This window comes from Streptomyces sp. WM4235 (assembly GCF_001279725.1).
In the GTDB taxonomy this organism is placed as follows: domain Bacteria; phylum Actinomycetota; class Actinomycetes; order Streptomycetales; family Streptomycetaceae; genus Streptomyces.
Genome location: NZ_LGDE01000371.1, coordinates 46,171 through 65,106, shown reverse-complemented (window position 1 = coordinate 65,106; position 18,936 = coordinate 46,171). Strand labels below are relative to the sequence as shown.

At 70.3% G+C, this 18,936-nt stretch carries 15 protein-coding genes; 4 read left to right on the top strand and 11 right to left on the bottom strand.

Features of this window, described 5'->3' with window-relative positions; translation table 11 throughout:
- Positions 1-30 precede the first annotated feature (30 nt).
- The 4 genes from tal (at position 31) to pgl (ending at position 4,614) form a co-directional block, all read left to right on the top strand.
- Positions 31-1,149: a transaldolase gene (gene tal, locus ADK55_RS22890; RefSeq protein WP_053681616.1), complete on the top strand. Its 1,119-nt coding sequence runs from the start codon at positions 31-33 to the stop codon at positions 1,147-1,149.
- A gap of 5 nt (positions 1,150-1,154) precedes the next feature.
- The gene (gene zwf, locus ADK55_RS22885; RefSeq protein WP_371591348.1) at positions 1,155-2,681 is read left to right on the top strand and encodes a glucose-6-phosphate dehydrogenase; all 1,527 of its coding nucleotides are present in this window, start codon (positions 1,155-1,157) and stop codon (positions 2,679-2,681) included.
- A complete protein-coding gene (opcA, locus tag ADK55_RS22880) occupies positions 2,678-3,733 on the top strand; it encodes a glucose-6-phosphate dehydrogenase assembly protein OpcA (RefSeq protein ID WP_053681613.1) in 1,056 nt (351 codons plus the stop codon). The genes zwf and opcA overlap by 4 nt, the downstream gene beginning before the upstream one ends.
- Positions 3,734-3,831: 98 nt before the next feature.
- Positions 3,832-4,614 (top strand): 6-phosphogluconolactonase, encoded by a 783-nt coding sequence (gene pgl, locus ADK55_RS22875; protein ID WP_053681612.1) that lies wholly within the window; start codon positions 3,832-3,834, stop codon positions 4,612-4,614.
- A gap of 58 nt (positions 4,615-4,672) precedes the next feature.
- Here pgl and pgi read toward each other — a convergent pair whose 3' ends face one another.
- From pgi to uvrC, 11 genes are all read right to left on the bottom strand, one after another.
- Entirely contained in the window at positions 4,673-6,328 is a 1,656-nt protein-coding gene (gene pgi / locus ADK55_RS22870; RefSeq protein ID WP_078999302.1) for a glucose-6-phosphate isomerase, read from the bottom strand.
- A gap of 176 nt (positions 6,329-6,504) precedes the next feature.
- Complete coding sequence (locus ADK55_RS22865; protein ID WP_007263454.1) at positions 6,505-6,840, bottom strand: RNA polymerase-binding protein RbpA; 336 nt, start codon at positions 6,838-6,840, stop codon at positions 6,505-6,507.
- Positions 6,841-7,012: 172 nt separating this feature from the next.
- Complete coding sequence (gene secG / locus ADK55_RS22860; RefSeq protein WP_053681608.1) at positions 7,013-7,243, bottom strand: preprotein translocase subunit SecG; 231 nt, start codon at positions 7,241-7,243, stop codon at positions 7,013-7,015.
- 135 nt (positions 7,244-7,378) lie between these two features.
- Positions 7,379-8,155, bottom strand: coding sequence for a triose-phosphate isomerase (gene tpiA / locus ADK55_RS22855; protein ID WP_053681606.1), 777 nt, complete (start codon positions 8,153-8,155; stop codon positions 7,379-7,381).
- 6 nt (positions 8,156-8,161) lie between these two features.
- On the bottom strand, positions 8,162-9,373 hold the full coding sequence (locus ADK55_RS22850; RefSeq protein WP_053681604.1) for a phosphoglycerate kinase: 1,212 nt from the start codon (positions 9,371-9,373) through the stop codon (positions 8,162-8,164).
- 151 nt (positions 9,374-9,524) lie between these two features.
- A complete protein-coding gene (gap, locus tag ADK55_RS22845; RefSeq protein WP_053681602.1) occupies positions 9,525-10,529 on the bottom strand; it encodes a type I glyceraldehyde-3-phosphate dehydrogenase in 1,005 nt (334 codons plus the stop codon).
- Between the two features lie 220 nt (positions 10,530-10,749).
- Entirely contained in the window at positions 10,750-13,713 is a 2,964-nt protein-coding gene (locus ADK55_RS22840) for a M14 family metallopeptidase (protein WP_053681601.1), read from the bottom strand.
- Between the two features lie 154 nt (positions 13,714-13,867).
- Complete coding sequence (whiA, locus tag ADK55_RS22835; protein WP_053681599.1) at positions 13,868-14,863, bottom strand: DNA-binding protein WhiA; 996 nt, start codon at positions 14,861-14,863, stop codon at positions 13,868-13,870.
- Positions 14,854-15,900 carry a gluconeogenesis factor YvcK family protein gene (locus tag ADK55_RS22830; RefSeq protein ID WP_053681597.1) on the bottom strand — a complete coding sequence of 349 codons (1,047 nt, stop codon included), beginning with the start codon at positions 15,898-15,900 and terminating at the stop codon, positions 14,854-14,856. Before ADK55_RS22830 ends, whiA begins: the two co-directional genes overlap by 10 nt.
- A complete protein-coding gene (gene rapZ / locus ADK55_RS22825; protein WP_053681595.1) occupies positions 15,897-16,844 on the bottom strand; it encodes an RNase adapter RapZ in 948 nt (315 codons plus the stop codon). The genes ADK55_RS22830 and rapZ overlap by 4 nt, the downstream gene beginning before the upstream one ends.
- Positions 16,841-18,856 (bottom strand): excinuclease ABC subunit UvrC, encoded by a 2,016-nt coding sequence (uvrC, locus tag ADK55_RS22820; RefSeq protein ID WP_053681593.1) that lies wholly within the window; start codon positions 18,854-18,856, stop codon positions 16,841-16,843. Before uvrC ends, rapZ begins: the two co-directional genes overlap by 4 nt.
- Positions 18,857-18,936: the final 80 nt, after the last annotated feature.

Below are 18,936 nucleotides of genomic sequence, written 5' to 3'. Positions count from 1 at the left end.
GTACACGAACCAGTAGGAGATGCAATTCCCATGACAGACGCACTCAAGCGCCTCTCCGACGAGGGCGTGGCGATCTGGCTGGACGACCTGTCCCGCAAGCGCATCACGTCCGGCAACCTCGCCGAGCTCATCGACCAGCAGCACGTGGTCGGTGTCACCACCAACCCGTCGATCTTCCAGAAGGCGATCAGCAGCGGCGACGGTTACGAGCAGCAGCTCGCCGACCTCGCGGCCCGCAAGGTCACCGTCGAAGAGGCGATCCGCATGATCACGACGGCGGACGTCCGCGACGCCGCCGACATCCTGCGCCCCGTCTTCGACGCCACGGAGGGTCAGGACGGCCGGGTCTCGATCGAGGTCGACCCCCGTCTCGCCCACAACACCAGGGCGACCGTCGCCGAGGCCAAGCAGCTCGCCTGGCTGGTGGACCGCCCGAACACGCTCATCAAGATCCCGGCGACCAAGGCCGGCCTGCCGGCGATCACCGAGGTCATCGGCCGGGGCATCAGCGTCAACGTCACGCTGATCTTCTCGCTGGAGCGCTACCGCGAGGTCATGGAGGCGTACCTGGCGGGTCTGGAGAAGGCCAAGGCCGCCGGCCTGGACCTCGCCAAGATCCACTCGGTCGCCTCGTTCTTCGTGTCCCGCGTGGACACCGAGATCGACAAGCGTCTCGACGACCTCGGCACCGACGAGGCCAAGGCCCTGAAGGGCAAGGCGGCCCTCGCCAACGCCCGTCTGGCGTACGAGGCCTTCGAGGAGGTCTTCGCCGGTGAGCGCTGGGCCGCCCTGGACAAGGCGCACGCGAACAAGCAGCGTCCGCTGTGGGCCTCGACCGGCGTCAAGGACCCGGCCTACAAGGACACCCTGTACGTGGTGGACCTGGTCGCCCCCGGCACCGTGAACACCATGCCGGAAGCCACCATGGAGGCCACCGCCGACCACGGCGAGGTCACCGGCGACACCATCCGCGGCACCTACGAGCAGTCGCGCGCCGAGCTCGACGCGGTCGCGAAGCTGGGCATCTCGTACGACGATGTCGTTCAGCTGCTGGAAGACGAGGGCGTCGAGAAGTTCGCGGCGTCCTGGAACGACCTGCTGAAGTCGACCGAGGCGGAACTCGTGCGCCTTGCCCCCACGGAGGCCTGAACACTTTGTCTGTGAACGGAGCGAACCCGCTTCGTGACGCACAGGACCGGCGGCTCCCGCGCATCGCGGGGCCGTCCGGCCTGGTCATTTTCGGCGTTACGGGTGACCTGTCGCGCAAGAAGCTGATGCCCGCCGTCTACGACCTCGCCAACCGCGGCCTGCTCCCGCCGGGCTTCTCGCTCATCGGGTTCGCCCGGCGCGAGTGGCAGGACGAGGACTTCGCCCAGGAGGTGCACGACGCGGTCAAGGAGCACTCGCGCACCCCCTTCCGTGAGGAGGTGTGGCAGCAGCTCGTCCAGGGCTGCCGCTTCGTCCAGGGCGACTTCGACGACGACGCGGCCTTCGAGACGCTCAAGGCCACGATCGAGGAACTCGACAAGGCCCAGGGCACCGGCGGAAACTTCGCCTTCTACCTCTCGGTCCCGCCGAAGTTCTTCCCCAAGGTGGTCCAGCAGCTCAAGGACCACGGTCTGGCGCAGAAGGAAGGCTCGTGGCGGCGCGCCGTCATCGAGAAGCCCTTCGGCCACGACCTGAAGAGCGCGGAAGAGCTCAACAAGGTCGTCCACGAGGTCTTCCCCCGTGACGAGGTCTTCCGGATCGACCACTACCTCGGCAAGGAGACCGTCCAGAACATCCTGGCGCTCCGCTTCGCCAACACCATGTTCGAGCCGATCTGGAACCGGTCGTACGTCGACCACGTGCAGATCACCATGGCGGAGGACATCGGCATCGGCGGCCGGGCCGGATACTACGACGGCATCGGCGCGGCCCGTGACGTCATCCAGAACCACCTGCTCCAGCTGCTGGCGCTCACCGCGATGGAGGAGCCCGGCTCCTTCCACCCGAAGGCGCTGGTGGCGGAGAAGCTCAAGGTGCTGACCGCCGTGGAGCTGCCCGAGGACCTGGGCAAGCACACCGTGCGCGGCCAGTACTCGGCGGCCTGGCAGGGCGGCGAGAAGGTCGTCGGGTACCTCGAAGAGGACGGCATCGACCCCAAGTCGAAGACCGACACCTACGCGGCCATCCGTCTGGAGATCAACAACCGTCGCTGGGCGGGCGTCCCGTTCTACCTGCGGACCGGCAAGCGCCTGGGCCGTCGGGTGACCGAGATCGCGGTGGTCTTCAAGCGGGCCCCGTACCTCCCGTTCGAGTCGGGCGCGACCGAGGAGCTGGGGCAGAACGCCCTGGTCATCCGGGTCCAGCCGGACGAGGGCGTGACGGTCCGCTTCGGCTCCAAGGTGCCCGGCACCTCCATGGAGGTCCGGGACGTCACGATGGACTTCGCCTACGGCGAGTCCTTCACGGAGTCCAGCCCCGAGGCGTACGAGCGACTGATCCTCGACGTCCTGCTGGGTGACGCGAACCTCTTCCCGCGTCACCAGGAGGTCGAGCTCTCCTGGAACATCCTCGACCCGATCGAGCAGTACTGGGACAAGCACGGCAAGCCCGCGCAGTACCCGGCGGGCACCTGGGGACCGGTCGAGGCGGACGAGATGCTCGCACGAGACGGACGGAGCTGGCGCCGGCCATGAAGATCGACCTTACGGAGACCACCTCCAGCAAGATCAACGCCGCGTTGGTGCAGGCACGCCGGGACATCGGCACGCCGGCCATCGGCATGGTCCTCACGCTGGTGATCGTGACCGACGAGGAGAACGCGTACGACGCGCTCAAGTCGGCGAACGACGCATCCCACGAGCACCCCTCGCGGATCATCGTCGTGGTCAAGCGGATCAGCCGCTCGCCGCGCAGTCGCCGCGACGCCCGTCTCGACGCGGAAGTCCGTGTCGGGGCGGACGCCGGCTCCGGCGAGACGGTCGTGCTCCGCATGCACGGAGAACTGGTCAACCACGCCCAGTCGGTGGTTCTCCCGCTCCTGCTGCCCGACGCCCCCGTGGTGGTCTGGTGGCCGGAGGGCGCTCCCGCGAGCCTGGCGGGCGACCCGCTGGGCTCGCTGGGACAGCGCCGGATCACGGACACGTACGCCTCGGAGAGCCCGATCGCCGCACTCGGCAGCCGGGCCGAGGCGTACGCGCCGGGTGACACGGACCTGTCCTGGACCCGGATCACCCCGTGGCGTTCGATGCTGGCCGCGGCGCTCGACCAGCAGAGTCGCGTCTCCGTCGTCTCGGCCACCGTCGAGGGCGAGGACGACAACCCGAGCTGCGAGCTGCTGGCCATGTGGCTGGCGGACCGTCTGGGCGTACCGGTCAAGCGCACCCACTCCACCGGCCCCGGCCTCACGGCCGTCCGGCTGGAGACCACGGACGGCGTGATCGTCCTGGACCGGGCGGACGGGGCCCTGGCGACGCTGTGCATGCCGGGTCAGCCCGACCGCGCGGTGGCACTCAAGCGTCGTGACACGGCCGAGCTGCTGGCGGAGGAACTGCGCCGGCTGGACCCGGACAACACGTACGAGGCCTCGCTGAAGTTCGGCGTGGACCGGCTGGACGCGAAGAAGGCCGCCCCGACCGGCACGTCCGAGGCTTCCGCCGGCGAGGCGGACGACCCCGCGGCCAAGGCCGAGGCACCCGCGAAGCCGGCGGCCAAGGCCCCGGCCAAGAAGGCCCCGGCCAAGAAGTGACGCACCACGGCCGCCGGTCGGACGCCCGCGAGGGGGTCCGACCGGCGGCCGAGCCATTTCCCCGCAGCAACGAGCAAGAAGGCGGCACGCACATGGGTATGACGACTCCCCAGGTCGTCGTCCACCGGGACAAGGAGCTGATGGCCCAGGCCGCGGCGGCCCGGCTCATCACGAAGATCGTGGACGCGCAGGCGGCCCGCGGCAGCGCCTCGGTGGTGCTGACCGGCGGCCGCAACGGCAACGGTCTGCTCGCGGCGCTCGCGGCCGCTCCGGCCCGGGACGCGATCGACTGGTCGCGGCTCGACCTGTGGTGGGGCGACGAGCGGTACGTCCCCGCCGACGACCCCGAACGCAATCACGTCCAGGCCCGCGAGGCGCTCCTGGACGCCGTGCCGGTCCATCCGGCTCGCGTCCACGTCATGCCGGCCTCGGACGGCCCGTACGGGGCGGACGTCGACGCCGCCGCGGCGGCATACGCGGCGGAACTCGCGCGGGCGGCGGGTCCGGAGGACCACGGCCCGGTCCCCCGCTTCGACGTGCTGATGCTGGGCGTCGGCCCGGACACGCACGTGGCGTCGCTGTTCCCGGAGCACCCGGCGTCCCGCGAGACCGAGCGCACCGTGGTCGGTGTGCACGGCGCCCCGAAGCCGCCGCCGACCCGGGTCTCGCTGACCCTTCCGGCGATCCGGGCGGCCCGCGAGGTCTGGCTGCTGGCGGCGGGCGAGGACAAGGCGGGCGCGGTGGCGCTCGCGCTCGGCGGCGCGGGCGACGTCCAGGCCCCGGCGGCGGCGGCCTACGGTCGCAGCCGCACCCTGTGGCTCCTGGACCGCGCGGCGGCGGCCAAGCTGCCGTCGGACATGTACCCGCCGGCGTCGGCCTGACCTTCCGCGTCCAAACGGCGGGGGTGCGGGGGCCGGGCCCCCGCACCCCCGCCCCGGGTCAGGACCGGCCGCGCAGCGAGCGGTAGGTCGCGACGAGGGCCCGCGTCGAGGGGTCGAAGCCCTCCACGTCCGCGCCCTCGGTCAGCGCCGGTTCCACCCGCTTGGCGAGCACCTTGCCGAGCTCGACTCCCCACTGGTCGAAGGAGTCGATGTTCCACACCGCGCCCTGGACGAACACCTTGTGCTCGTACAGGGCGATCAGCTGCCCCAGCACCCCGGGCGTCAGCTCGGTCGCGAGGATCGTCGTCGTGGGGTGGTTGCCCGCGAACGTCTTGTGGGCGACCAGCGCCTCGTCGACGCCCTCCGCCCGCACCTCCTCGGCGGTCTTGCCGAAGGCCAGCGCCTGCGTCTGTGCGAAGAAGTTCGCCATCAGCAGGTCGTGTTGGTCCTTCAGCGGCCCGGAGAGTTCCGCCACCGGCCGGGCGAACCCGATGAAGTCAGCCGGGATCAGCTTCGTTCCCTGGTGGATCAACTGGTAGTACGCGTGCTGCCCGTTCGTGCCGGGCGTGCCCCACACCACCGGTCCGGTCTGCCAGTCCACCGGGTTGCCGTCCCGGTCCACCGACTTGCCGTTGGACTCCATGTCCAACTGCTGGAGGTAGGCCGTGAACCGCGACAGGTAATGGCTGTACGGCAGCACCGCGTGCGACTGGGCGTCGAAGAACCCGCCGTACCAGACCCCCAACAGGCCCATCAGCAGCGGCGCGTTCTCCTCCGGCGGGGCGGTCCGGAAGTGCCGGTCCATGGCCGCGAAGCCGTCCAGCATCTCCCGGAAGGCGTCCGGGCCGATCGCGATCATCAGCGAGAGGCCGATCGCGGAGTCGAAGGAGTAGCGCCCGCCGACCCAGTCCCAGAACTCGAACATGTTGGCCGGGTCGATGCCGAACCCGGTGACCTTCTCGGCGTTGGTGGACAGCGCCACGAAGTGCCGTGCCACGGCGCTCTGGTCACCGCCCAGACCGTCGAGGAGCCATTCCCGCGCCGAGGTGGCGTTGGTGATGGTCTCGATCGTGGTGAAGGTCTTCGACGCGATGATGAACAGCGTCTCCGCCGGGTCGAAGTCCCGTACGGCCTCGTGCAGGTCGGCTCCGTCCACGTTGGAGACGAACCGCAGCGTCAGGCCGCGATCGGCGAAGGCGCGCAGCGCCTCGTACGCCATCGCCGGGCCCAGGTCGGAGCCGCCGATGCCGATGTTGACGACGTTCTTGATGCGCTTGCCCGTGAAGCCGGTCCACTTACCCGACCTGACCTGCTCGGAGAAGGCGGCCATCTTGTCGAGGACGGCGTGCACGCCGGGGACGACGTTCTCGCCGTCCACCTCGATCACCGCGTCCCTCGGGGCGCGCAGGGCGGTGTGCAGGACCGCCCGGTCCTCGGTCGTGTTGATCTTCTCGCCGCGGAACATCGCGTCGCGCAGCTCGGCCACGCCGGTCGCCGACGCCAGTTCGCGGAGCAACGCGAGCGTCTCGTCCGTCACGAGGTGCTTCGAGTAGTCGATGTGCAGGTCGCCGACCCGCAGGGTGTAGCCGGTGCCCCGGCTCGGATCCGCCTCGAACAGCTCCCGCAGATGCGTCTGCCCCAGCTCTTCCCGGTGCTTGCCGAGTGCGAGCCACTCGGGTGTCCGGTTCAGCCTCGTACGGGTGTCTGCGTTCATCTCGGACATCAACCCACTTCTTCCGTCCTGTTGTGCCCCGCCACGCCCCAACCTAAGGGATGTGAAGGGGGCCAACGCGCACAAAGGGGCCCGGCCCGCGGGTTCGTGTCTGCCGCGGGGCCGGGCCCCAAGTCACTCTTGAGTGCGAACCGGCCGGAGGCCGAGGTTCGGACGGTTCAGATCTCGCCGCGGAGCTTGGCGAGGGCTTCGGCGAGGATCGCCTCGCCGTCGGCATCGGTACGCCGCTCCCGCACGTACGCCAGGTGCGTCTTGTACGGCTCGGTGCGCGGCGGAGCCGGCGGGTTGTCCCGGTCCTGGCCGGCCGGGAACCCGCAGCGCGGGCAGTCCCAGGTGTCCGGCACCTGCGCGTCGCTGGCGAAGCTGGGCTGTGTCTCGTGCCCGTTCGAGCACCAGAAGGAGATGCGCAGGCGGGGCGCGGACTCACCGCGCTCGGCCTCGCCCATCGGCCCCGCTCCGACCCGACTGCCACGGATCGCGTTGCCACTTGCCACGGTCGTAACTCCCTGCGTGATGGTGCCGCGGAGTGCGAGGGGAGGTCCGCTGCCGCGGGCGCCCGAGCCTACGGAGGACCGGGCGACCGTCCAGGAACTGGAAGGACCGCCCCCGCAAAGGCCCATGATAGGCCGGGGAGAGCCCGCCGGACCGCCGGAATGGCCGGAACGGTCAGCCGGTCGACTTCATCATCAGGCCGAGCGCCACGATGCAGGCGAACCAGAGCAGACCGATCACGACGGTGATCCGGTCCAGGTTGCGCTCGGCGACCGAGGAACCGCCGACCGACGACTGCATGCCGCCGCCGAACATGTCGGAAAGGCCGCCGCCCTTGCCCTTGTGCATCAGCACGAGCAGCATCAGCAGGGCGCTGAAGACGATCAGGGCGATCGAGAACCCCATAATCACGGCTGATTCCTACTTTCTGGCTTTTCCGGGATGTGCGCGGGGGCCAGTGGCTGGTGGTTCAGCCTCCTGGCCCCCGCAAGGGTACGACGGATCCGCCCTACCGCATACTCGCTGCGATATTCACACAGGTCACTGGTCGCGGAACCGGACGATCTTGACGAACTCGTCCACGTCCAGCGCGGCGCCGCCGATGAGCGCGCCGTCGACGTCGGGCTGCGCCATGATCGCGGCGATGTTGCCGGACTTCACCGAGCCGCCGTACTGGATGCGGACCTTGTCGGCCAGCTCCTGGGAGTACAGCTCGGCGAGACGGCCGCGGATCGCCCCGCAGACTTCCTGCGCGTCCTCGGGGGTGGCGACCTCTCCGGTGCCGATCGCCCAGACGGGCTCGTACGCGATGACGATGGACTCGACCTGCTCGGCCGGTACGTCCTTCAGTCCGCCGTCGACCTGGGCCAGCGTGTGCGGGACCTGCTCGCCGGCCTTGCGGACGTCGAGGCCCTCGCCGACGCAGAGGATCGGCGTGATCCCGTGCTTGAAGGCGGCCTTGACCTTGGCGTTGCAGATCTCGTCGTTCTCGCCGTGGTACTGGCGGCGCTCGCTGTGGCCGACGGCCACGAACGCGCACTTCAGCTTCGAGAGCATGGGGCCGGAGATCTCGCCGGTGTAGGCACCGGAGTCGTGCGCCGAGATGTCCTGGGCGCCGTACTTGATCTTCAGCTTGTCGCCGTCGACCAGGGTCTGGACCGAACGCAGGTCGACGAAGGGCGGCAGCACCGCGACCTCGACGGCGTCGTAGTCCTTGTCGGCCAGGGCGAACGCGAGCTTCTGGACGTGCGCGATGGCCTCGAGGTGGTTGAGGTTCATCTTCCAGTTGCCCGCCATCAGCGGGGTACGCGAAGTCACTTTGGTTCAGACCTCCAGTGCGGCGATGCCGGGGAGCGTCTTGCCCTCGAGGTATTCGAGGGAGGCGCCGCCACCGGTCGAGATGTGGCCGAAAGCGTTCTCGTCGAAGCCGAGCGTGCGCACGGCGGCGGCGGAGTCCCCGCCCCCGACCACGGTGAACGCGTCGCTGTCGACGAGGGCCTGCGCGATGGCGCGGGTGCCGCCGGCGTAGTCGGGGTGCTCGAAGACGCCCACGGGACCGTTCCAGAAGACGGTCTCCGCGTCGGCGATCTTCGACGCGTACAGCTCGCGGGTCTTGGGACCGATGTCCAGACCCTCCTTGTCGGCGGGGATCTTGTCCGCGTCGACGGTGATGAACTCCGCGGGGGTCTTGCCCTTGAGGTCGGGGAAGTCCGTGGAGGCGAGGATGTCGACGGGGAGGACCAGCTCCACGCCGTTGGCCTCGGCGCGCTCCATGTACTCCTTGACGACGTCCACCTGGTCCTTCTGGAGCAGGGAGATGCCGACCTCGTAACCCTTGGCGTGGAGGAAGGTGTAGGCCATGCCGCCGCCGATGAGGAGGCGGTCGGCCTTGCCGAGCAGCTCGTCGATGACGGCGAGCTTGTCGGAGACCTTGGCGCCGCCGAGGATGACCACGTACGGACGCTTGACCTCGGCGGTCAGCTTCTTCAAGACGTCGATCTCGGCGGCGATGAGGTAGCCGACCGCGTGCGGCAGGCGCGCGGGGAGGTCGAAGACCGAGGCGTGCTTGCGGTGCACGGCGCCGAAGCCGTCGCCGACGTAGACGTCGGCGAGTTCGGCGAGCCGGTCCGCGAAGGCGCCGCGCTCGGCGTCGTCCTTCGAGGTCTCGCCGGCGTTGAAGCGCAGGTTCTCGATGAGGGCGACCTCGCCGTCGGCGAGCGCCGCGACGGTCTCCTTGGCGGAGGCGCCGACGGTGTCCGTGGCGAACGCGACGTTCTTGCCGAGCAGTTCGCCGAGGCGGACCGCGGCCGGGGCCAGCGAGAAGGCCGGGTCCGGGGCGCCCTTGGGGCGGCCCAGGTGTGAGGCCACGACCACGCGGGCGCCGGCTTCGGCGAGCTTCGCGATGGTCGGCTGGACGGCGCGGATGCGGCCGTCGTCGGTGATCTTGCCTTCGGCCAGCGGCACGTTGAGGTCGGCCCGGACGAAGACCCGCTTGCCGGAGACGCCCTCGGCGAGAAGTTCGTCGATCGTCTTCATGTTTCTTTCTGCTCCTTTTCCCCACGCAGGGCCTTGTGCCCGTGCGGGGCGAGAGGGACGAGGCAAGCCACAGGGCCCGCACAGCGCTTCATCGCGCTGCCCGAGCCCTGTGCCTACATCGTGGTGCCTTGCCCTGAAACCTTGATGACCCTTAGAGCCGCTCGCCGACGAACACGGTCAGGTCGACGAGGCGGTTGGAGTAGCCCCACTCGTTGTCGTACCAGCCGATGACCTTGACCTGCTTGCCCTGGACCATGGTCAGGGAGGAGTCGAAGGTGCAGGAGTACGGCCAGTTCACGATGTCGGAGGAGACGATCGCGTCCTCGGTGTAGTCCAGGATGCCCTTGAGCTGACCCTCGGCGGCCTTCTGGAACGCGGCGTTGACCTCGTCCTTGGTGACCTCGCGCTCCAGCTCGATGACCAGGTCGGTCACGGAACCCGTGGGGACCGGGACGCGCATCGCGATGCCGTCGAGCTTGCCCGCCAGCTCCGGGATGACCAGCGCGGTGGCCTTGGCGGCACCCGTGGTGGTCGGGATGATGTTCTCGGCGGCGGCGCGGGCGCGACGCAGGTCCGAGTGCGGGAAGTCCAGGATGCGCTGGTCGTTCGTGTACGCGTGGACCGTCGTCATCATGCCCTTGACGATGCCGAAGTTCTCCAGGAGGACCTTGGCCATCGGTGCCACACAGTTGGTGGTGCAGGAGGCGTTGGAGATGACGTGGTGGTTGGCCGCGTCGTACTTGTCCTGGTTGACGCCCATCACGATCGTGATGTCCTCGTCCTTGGCCGGAGCCGAGATGAGGACCTTCTTCGCGCCGGCCGCGATGTGCTTGGCGGCGTCGGCCTTCTTCGTGAAGATGCCGGTCGACTCGATGACGATGTCGGCACCCAGCTCGCCCCAGGGGAGGTTCGCGGGGTCGCGCTCGGCGAAGGTCTTGAAGGTGTTGCCGCCCACCGTGATGGTGTCGGCGGTGTGGGAGACCTCGTGCTTGAGGCGGCCCAGGATGGTGTCGTACTTGAGCAGGTGCACCAGGGTGGCATTGTCAGTCAGGTCGTTGACACCGACGATCTCGATGTCCGCTCCCTGCTCCAGGAGCGCACGGAAGTAGTTGCGGCCAATTCGGCCAAAACCGTTGATGCCTACGCGGATCGTCACGAACCGATCTCCTCGTTGGTGCGCCGGCCTGTCCGCCGGCGAGCTGTATGGGATGTCCCCGACCGCTTACGACCCTACCTCTCCGTGAGCTTGGGAGTGACATCGGCCGGGGACTGACACACCCTTGTCCGCCAGGGAGGTCCTGCGCCGCAAGCGCCGGCGCGGGACCTCCGGGACCTTGGCCCCCGTCACTCAAAGTGAGCGGCGGGAGGGGTGCGGCTCAGTGGTTCAGTGAACGGAGCGCCTTACCGACGAGTACGGCTCGGTCCTTCGCGGTCGGCAGGTGTTCCAGGCCGAAACCGACCAGTACGGTGTCACGCGTAGTCACCGCCGCGTAAGACTTGAACAGCTCCCCGGACCGGGACCAATCGCCCGGAACGTCGGGACTTCCGGCAGGTGCGGGCCCGGCGCTCCAGGCGCCCAGCGAGGTCTCGAAGCCCTCGACGGCCTGGTCCGCTCCGGCCACGTTCAGCCGCGCCTCGTCCGCGAAGACGCCGCGGCCGCCCGATCCCGGGTCGGTGACGTACGACAGCGAGACCTCGACGGTCTTGCCGGCGTACGCGCTCAGGTCGAAGGAGACCTGCTTCCAGCCGCCGGAGGATCCGGTGAAGCTGTTCCACGCCCCGCTGGTGCCCTGCGGGGCGCAGCCGCCGCCGTCGAGCGTCAGGTAGTGGCGCAGGAACGGGTGGCCGTTCAGCAGGAACCCGCCCTCGCACTCGGTCGGGACCTCGGCGCTGGTCAGACCGCTCGCCTCGGGCAGGGTCGTCCAGTCTTCCCCGCCGGCCGTGCGGGCCTCCAGGGCGGCGTGGTCGTAGCCCTCCTCGGTGTTCCAGTTCAGGGCCATCCGCAGGGCCGGCTTGTCGGCGGCGGAGACCTTGGTGAGGTCCACGGTCCGGGTCAGCCGCTTCCAGTCGTCGTCCGTGTGCAGGGCCGAGGCCATGCCGGCGCCGGCGTGGGGGGCGTACGGGTTGACGACCCCGGCGTACTGGCCCGCCTGGGCGCTCTTGAACCGCGGGAACTGCGCGGCCGGCAGGGTGTCCGAGGTGACGGTGTAGGAGCCGGGCGCGTTCAGCGGGTTGCCCGCCGCGTCCCCGAGTCCGCCCGCGGCTCCGGCGAGGCCGCCGGCCCCGGTGAAGCCGGTGGGGGCGCTCACGCCGGCCCGGCCGTAGGCGCCGAGCCAGTACTGGCTGAAGTCGTTGGTGACGGCGGGGCCGACCTGGGCGTTGCCGCCGGCCAGTTCGCCGGCCTCGATCAGCTTGCCGCCCTCGTTGAGGAAGTCGCGGATCGCCAGCTGGGTGTCACCGCCGGGGCCCTTGGCCCCCGTGTAGTGGACGGCCGTGCGGAAGTGCGAGAGGACTCCGAGGGGGTGCGGGGCGCCCTGGACGGCGACGTCCCAGACGGCGGCGGAGCGCCCGTTGGCGCGCAGCGCGTCGACGTACGTCCGCGCGTGCTGTGCCGGGGCGCCCTCCTCGGCGATCACCAGGACGTCCGCCCGGGGCCGCTCGGCCACGGTGTACGTGAAGTGCTCGCTGGAGACCCGCTTGCCGGAGCGGTCGCGGCCGGTGAACCAGACCTCGACCTTGTCGCCGGGCCTGGCGCCGTCGACCTTCGCCCGGTACTCGTCGAACCAGTTGTTGTCCTCGCCGCCGTAGGTCTCGCCGCCCTTCCAGGCCTTGAGGTCCTCGTCGTGGGTGCGACCGCCGTTGATCCGGAAGTTGAGTTCCTTGTCCTTGAGCGCCTTGCGGGCGGTGACGGCGACCGTCTGGTCCTCGCCGCGGGCTCCGTAGGAGGTGGTGAACGGGTCCACGGTGAAGTCGGCGGCCTTCAGGCCGACGGAGGACGCCGGCTGGTCCGGGCGTGCGGCGCTCTCGCCGACGGCGAGCGCGAAGGGAACGTTCTTGGCGAACTCGGCCTGGATCAGCTTCTCGTCATCGGGGAAGTTGAATCCGGAGGCGCAGTCCTCGGGCTTCCACCGGTCGTTCGGGTCGCTCGCGGAGGCCGTCTGGCAGGTGGTCATCTCCGGCGTGAACATCATGACGCCGTTGGCGTTGGCGGCGTGTCCGTCGGCCTCGCCGTTCGTGGTGTACAGCTCGGAGGAGAGCTGCGGGTAGTAGCCGGGGACGGCCGGGTTCTCGGGGGTCCCGGCGAGCGCCTTGTACGCGACGTCGTCGGGCGTCGGGGTGGCCACCTGCCAGCCGACTCCGTAGAGGAGCAGTTCGGACGCGGAGTGGTAGTTGATGGCGTACTCGAAGCCGATGCGCTTCTCGAACCGGTCGAGCGCCGCGGTCTCGGGCTCGGAGCCGGCCTTGGGGCCGCGGTAGGTCTCGCTCGCCTGGTTCGGCGAGGAACCCTCGTTGTCGTAGCCCCACTTGTAGGCGAAGTTGCGGTTGAGGTCGACGCCGTCGCCGGCCGTGATCTTTCCGTCTCCGTTGTTGTCGCGCAGGTTCTTGCGCCACAGGCGGGCGGAGTCGGCGGTGAAGGTGTGGTCGTAGCCGTCCGGGTTGGCGGAGAGCAGGAACCACAGCTCGGTGGAGTCGACCAGCCTGGTGATCCGGGCGTCCTTGCCGTAGCCGTCGAGGGTCTGGTGCATCAGCCGCCGGGTCATCTCGGGGGTGATCCACTCGCGGGCGTGCTGGTTCGACATGTACAGGACGGCGGGCTTGTCGCCGTCCTTGGCCTTCTTGGCGTTCTTGGTGACCTTGAGGGCGAGGATGTCCTTGCCCTGGACGGTCTTGCCGATGGAGACGACCTTGGTGAGCGCCGGGTTCTCCCGCGCGGTGCGCAGGATCTCCTCCTGGAGGCCCCCCTTGCCGCTGTACGGGCGGAACACCCCGTCGCCGGCGGCCTTCGCGCGGGCCGTCGCGCCGGCGGCGGTCCTGCGTTCGACCGGCTTCACGCCGCGGGCCGCGAGTTCCTTCGCCTGGCCGGCGGTCAGGAACAGCTCGACCTTGGCGGTCCCGTGCTCGGGGGCCCGTTCGGTGAGCTCGTGGGCGTCCTGGCCGGCGGCGAGGACGAGCGGCACCTGTTCGCGGGTGATGTCCGCGTCGTAGACCCGCACCTCGTCGGAGGCGGCGGATCCGTCCTCCGCGGTGGGCTGCGCCTGGGCCGCGACGGGTAGTGCGGCCAGTGTGGTTCCGAAGACGAGTGCGCTTGCGGCGAGGATCGATCTCGCGCGGTGCCTCATGTGCCCCCCTGGGCGTCGTCTGCCACGAAAGCGTTCGGACGACAGGCTCACGACCGCCCATGCGCATGTCAATGGGGCGTGCCGAAAGGTGCCCGCACGATTCACTCGTGCGGGCACCCGGGGACCACGGTGGGTTCTCGCGTCGTCGCGAGGGTCAGCCGGCCATGTTGTCGGCCAGTTCCTCACTGAGGTCGAGGTTCGACTCGGTGCCCGGGATGCCCAGGTCCTGGGCACGCTTGTCGGCCATCGCCAGCAGGCGACGGATCCGGCCGGCGACCGCGTCCTTGGTCAAGGGCGGGTCGGCGAGCGCGCCCAGCTCCTCCAGGGAGGCCTGCTTGTGCTCCATGCGCAGCCGGCCGGCGGCCGCGAGGTGCTCGGGGACCTCCTCGCCGAGGATCTCCAGCGCGCGCTGCACCCGGGCTCCGGCGGCCACCGCGGCGCGGGCGGAGCGGCGCAGGTTGGCGTCGTCGAAGTTGGCCAGGCGGTTGGCGGTGGCGCGGACCTCGCGCCGCATCCGCCGCTCCTCCCAGGCCAGTACCGAGTCGTGCGCGCCCAGTCGGGTGAGCAGGGCACCGATCGCGTCGCCGTCGCGGACGACGACCCGGTCGACACCGCGGACCTCGCGCGCCTTGGCGGCGATGGAGAGCCTGCGGGCGGCGCCCACCAGGGCCAGGGCGGCCTCGGGACCGGGGCAGGTGACCTCCAGGGAGGACGACCGACCCGGCTCGGTGAGGGAGCCGTGGGCCAGGAAGGCACCGCGCCAGGCCGCCTCCGCGTCGCAGGTGGCCCCGGAGACCACCTGGGGCGGGAGGCCCCGGATGGGGCGCCCCCGGCCGTCCACGAGGCCCGTCTGGCGTGCCAGCTGGTCCCCGCCGGCGACGACGCGCACGACGAAGCGGCTGCCGCGGCGCAGTCCGCCGGGAGCCATCACGACGAGGTCCGAGGAATGGCCGAAGATCTCCAGGATGTCCTTGCGCAGTCTCCGGGCGGCGACCCCCGTGTCCAGCTCCGCCTCGATGACGATGCGGCCGCTCACCAGGTGCAGGCCACCGGCGAACCGGAGGATCGCCGAGACCTCGGCCTTCCTGCAGCAGGTCCGGGTGACGGGCAGGCGAGAGATCTCGTCCTTCACCGCAGGCGTCATCGCCATGGGCCGATCCTTCCATGCATCCGAAAAATACGGTCGTACGCGGCGGCCAGCAGCTCCGGGTCGTGCTTCGGAGAGCCGTCCTGCCTGGCAACCGGCGCCAGCTCGACCGCGGCACCGAACCGTTTCGCGGCATCGGAGAGGGACTCGCGGTCGGGCACGGCGGCCTCGTCGGCCAGCACCACGTCCAGGGCGAGTTTAGGGGCGTGTCGGGCCAAAACCTCCAAATGACGCTGCGGAGAGAAGCCCTCTGTTTCCCCGGGTTGCGGCGCGAGGTTCAGCGAGAGGACTCTTCGGGCCTTCGTCTCGATGAGCGCGTCGAGCAGTTCGGGCACCAGCAGGTGCGGGATCACGGAGGAGAACCACGACCCCGGTCCGAGCACCACCCAGTCGGCGTCGAGCACGGCCGCGACGGCCTCCGGCACGGCCGGCGGGTCGCCGGGCACGACCTGTACGGAGAGCACCTCGCCCGGGGTGAGGGCCACGGTGGCCTGCCCGCGGACGGTGTCCACGTCGTCCGGGCGGGCCGGATCGTGCCCCTTGACCAGCGCCTGGAGTTCCAGGGGCACCGCCGACATCGGCAGTACCCGACCCTGGGCGCCCAGCAGCTTGCCGACCAGGTCGAGTGCCTGGACGGGGTCGCCGAGCTGTTCCCACAGGGCGACGATCAGCAGGTTGCCGACGGCGTGCTCGTGCAGGTCGCCGCGGGACTGGAACCGGTGCTGGATGACCCGGGCCCAGGTCTGGCCCCATTCGTCGTCGCCGCACAGCGCGGCCAGCGCCTTGCGCAGGTCGCCGGGCGGCAGCACGCCGAGCTCCTCCCGGAGCCGGCCGCTGGAGCCGCCGTCGTCGGCGACGGTGACCACGGCGGTGAGGTCGCCGGTGATCCGTCGCAGGGCGGCGAGGGAGGCCGACAGGCCCTGGCCGCCGCCGAGCGCGACCACCTTCGGCGTGGCGCCGCGGCGACGGCCGGCGCCGTCCTCGCCCCGCCCGGGGGTGAGACGGCGCAGGCGGCGCAGTCTCAGACTCCGTCCGGTCACTCGCGCCCCATGTCCCGGTGCACTACGACGGTCTCGACTCCCTCGGAGGCGAGGCGGGCGGCGAGCTTCTCGGACATGGCCACGCTGCGGTGCTTGCCGCCGGTGCAGCCGACCGCGATGGTCACGTAGCGCTTGCCCTCGCGGCGGTAGCCGGTGGCGATGAGCTGGAGCAGCTCGGTGTACCGGTCGAGGAACTCCTTGGCGCCGGGCTGGCTGAAGACGTAGCCCGACACCTCCTCGTTGAGCCCGGTGAAGGGGCGCAGTTCCGGGACCCAGTGCGGGTTGGGGATGAAACGGCAGTCGACGACGAGGTCGGCGTCGACGGGGAGGCCGTACTTGTAGCCGAAGGACATGACGGTGGCCCGCAGCTCGGGCTCCTCGTCGCCGGCGAACTGGGCGTCCATCTTGGCGCGCAGTTCGTGCACGTTCAGGCTGGAGGTGTCGATGACCAGGTCGGCGTCGCCGCGCAGCTCGCGCAGCAGGTCGCGCTCGGCGGCGATGCCGTCGGTGATGCGGCCGTCGCCCTGGAGGGGGTGCGGGCGGCGGACCGACTCGAAGCGGCGGACCAGCGCGTCGTCGGAGGACTCCAGGAAGACGATGCGCCGGGTGACGCCCTTGCCTTCGAGGTCGGCCAGGGACTCGCGGAGCGCGTCGAAGAACTGCCGGCCGCGGACGTCGACGACGACGGCGATGCGCGCCACGTTGCCCTGCGAGCGGGCGCCGAGCTCCACCATGGTGGGGATCAGCGCCGGGGGGAGGTTGTCGACGACGAACCAGCCGAGGTCCTCCAGGCACTTCGCCGCGGTGCTGCGGCCGGCTCCGGACATCCCGGAGATGATCACCAGCTCGGGGATGGCCGCCTCGGCGGCCTCGCCGGGCTCCACTGTCGTGCCCGTACTCACCTGTGCTCCGTCTCGGTCGTGCGTGGTCTCGTGCTCGGTCATTGCTCGGTCCCCCGTTCGGACGATGCTCCCGCGGGCGCGGGGGTCTCGTCTTCCATGATCTCTCCTGTCGCCGTGTTGACGGCAGGACCGGCGGGAACCGCGTGGGCGAGGGCCGCGGCCACGGTCTCGGCCGTCTTGCGACCTATGCCCGGGACCTCGCAGATCTGGTCGATTGTCGCCTGTCTCAGCTTCTTCACCGAACCGAAGTGCTTGACGAGGGCTTGTTTGCGGCTCTCGCCGAGTCCGGGCACGTCGTCCAACGGGCTCGATTTCAGGCGCTTGCCGCGCTTGCTGCGCTGGTACTGGATGGCGAACCGGTGGGCTTCGTCACGGACCCGCTGGAGCAGGTACAGGCCCTCGCTGGTGCGGGGCAGCACGACGGGGTCGTCCTCGCCGGGCAGCCACACCTCCTCCAGCCGCTTGGCCAGGCCGCACACGGCGACGTCGTCGACGCCCAGCTCCTCCAGGGCCCGCTTGGCGGCGGCGACCTGCGGTTGCCCGCCGTCGACCACCACGAGCTGCGGCGGGTAGGCGAACCGCTTCGGCCTGCCGTCGTCCTCGGCCGGGACCTCGCCGTCCTCGGCGTCCTCGGGGGACCACTCCCCCGTCTTCAGCTTCTCCTGGAGGTAGCGGCGGAAGCGCCGCGAGACCACCTCGTGCATGGAACGGACGTCGTCCTGTCCCTCGAACGATTTGATCTGGAAGCGCCGGTACTCGCTCTTGCGCGCGAGCCCGTCCTCGAAGACCACCATCGAGGCCACGACGTCGTCACCCTGGAGGTGCGAGATGTCGAAGCACTCGATGCGCAGCGGAGCGCCGTCCAGCTCCAGGGCCTCGGCGATCTCCTCCAGGGCCCGGGAGCGGGTGGTCAGGTCGCCGGCGCGCTTGGTCTTGTGCAGGGCGAGGGACTGCACGGCGTTGCGGTGGACGGTCTCCATGAGGGCCTTCTTGTCCCCGCGCTGCGGGATGCGCAGGCTCACCTGGGAGCCGCGCCGCTCGGCCAGCCACTCGGCCAGCGCCGCCGTGTCCTCGGGCAGCGCCGGGACCAGCACCTCCTTGGGGACGGCCTCGCCCTTCTCCTCCCCGTACAGCTGCTGGAGCGCGTGCTCGACGAGGCCGGCGGTGTCGACGGCCTCGACCTTGTCGGTGACCCAGCCGCGCTGGCCGCGGACCCGGCCACCGCGTACGTGGAAGATCTGCACGGCGGCTTCGAGCTCGTCCTCCGCGACGGCGACGAGGTCGGCGTCGGTGGCGTCGGCGAGCACGACGGCGTTCTTCTCCATGGCGCGGCGCAGGGCCCCCATGTCGTCGCGCAGCCGGGCGGCCTTCTCGTACTCCATGTCCTCGGCGGCCTCGTGCATCTGCTGTTCGAGGCGGGTGAGGTAGGTGCCGGTGCGGCCGGCCATGAAGTCGCAGAAGTCCTCGGCCAGTTCGCGGTGCTCGTCGGGGGTGACGCGGCCCACGCAGGGCGCGGAGCACTTGCCGATGTAGCCGAGCAGGCAGGGGCGGCCGATCTGCGCGGATCGCTTGAACACTCCGGCGGAGCAGGTGCGCACGGGGAAGACGCGCAGCATCAGGTCGACCGTCTCGCGGATGGCCCAGGCGTGCCCGTACGGGCCGAAGTAGCGCACGCCCTTCTTCTTGGGCCCGCGCATGACCTGGACCCGGGGGTACTCCTCGTTCATGGTGACGGCGAGGGAGGGGTAGCTCTTGTCGTCCCGGTACTTCACGTTGAACCGGGGGTCGTACTCCTTGATCCAGGAGTACTCCAGCTGGAGCGCCTCGACCTCGGTGGACACCACGGTCCACTCGACGGAGGCGGCGGTCGTGACCATCGTGGCGGTGCGCGGGTGCAGGTTCGCGACGTCCTGGAAGTAGCTGGCCAGGCGTTGCCGCAGGCTTTTGGCCTTCCCGACGTAGATCACCCGGCGGTGCTCGTCGCGGAACTTGTAGACCCCCGGGGAGTCGGGGATCTGCCCCGGCTTGGGGCGGTAGCTGGAAGGGTCGGCCATGCCAACCACCCTACTGGCGGCGGCCGACAACGGTCCCCCGGCACCGGCCCTCGTTGCCGGGGGCCGGCCCGGTCGCGGCC

Bases quoted from the DNA above. Each gene is read 5' to 3' on its own strand.
- pgi (WP_078999302.1), bottom strand. From the start codon at position 6,328: ATGAACGCAGACACCCGTACGAGGCTGAACCGGACACCCGAGTGGCTC.
- opcA (WP_053681613.1), top strand. From the start codon at position 2,678: ATGAAGATCGACCTTACGGAGACCACCTCCAGCAAGATCAACGCCGCG.
- uvrC (WP_053681593.1), bottom strand. From the start codon at position 18,856: ATGGCCGACCCTTCCAGCTACCGCCCCAAGCCGGGGCAGATCCCCGAC.
- pgl (WP_053681612.1), top strand. From the start codon at position 3,832: ATGACGACTCCCCAGGTCGTCGTCCACCGGGACAAGGAGCTGATGGCC.
- tal (WP_053681616.1), top strand. From the start codon at position 31: ATGACAGACGCACTCAAGCGCCTCTCCGACGAGGGCGTGGCGATCTGG.
- secG (WP_053681608.1), bottom strand. From the start codon at position 7,243: ATGGGGTTCTCGATCGCCCTGATCGTCTTCAGCGCCCTGCTGATGCTG.
- ADK55_RS22840 (WP_053681601.1), bottom strand. From the start codon at position 13,713: ATGAGGCACCGCGCGAGATCGATCCTCGCCGCAAGCGCACTCGTCTTC.
- rapZ (WP_053681595.1), bottom strand. From the start codon at position 16,844: ATGACCGAGCACGAGACCACGCACGACCGAGACGGAGCACAGGTGAGT.
- whiA (WP_053681599.1), bottom strand. From the start codon at position 14,863: ATGGCGATGACGCCTGCGGTGAAGGACGAGATCTCTCGCCTGCCCGTC.
- ADK55_RS22850 (WP_053681604.1), bottom strand. From the start codon at position 9,373: ATGAAGACGATCGACGAACTTCTCGCCGAGGGCGTCTCCGGCAAGCGG.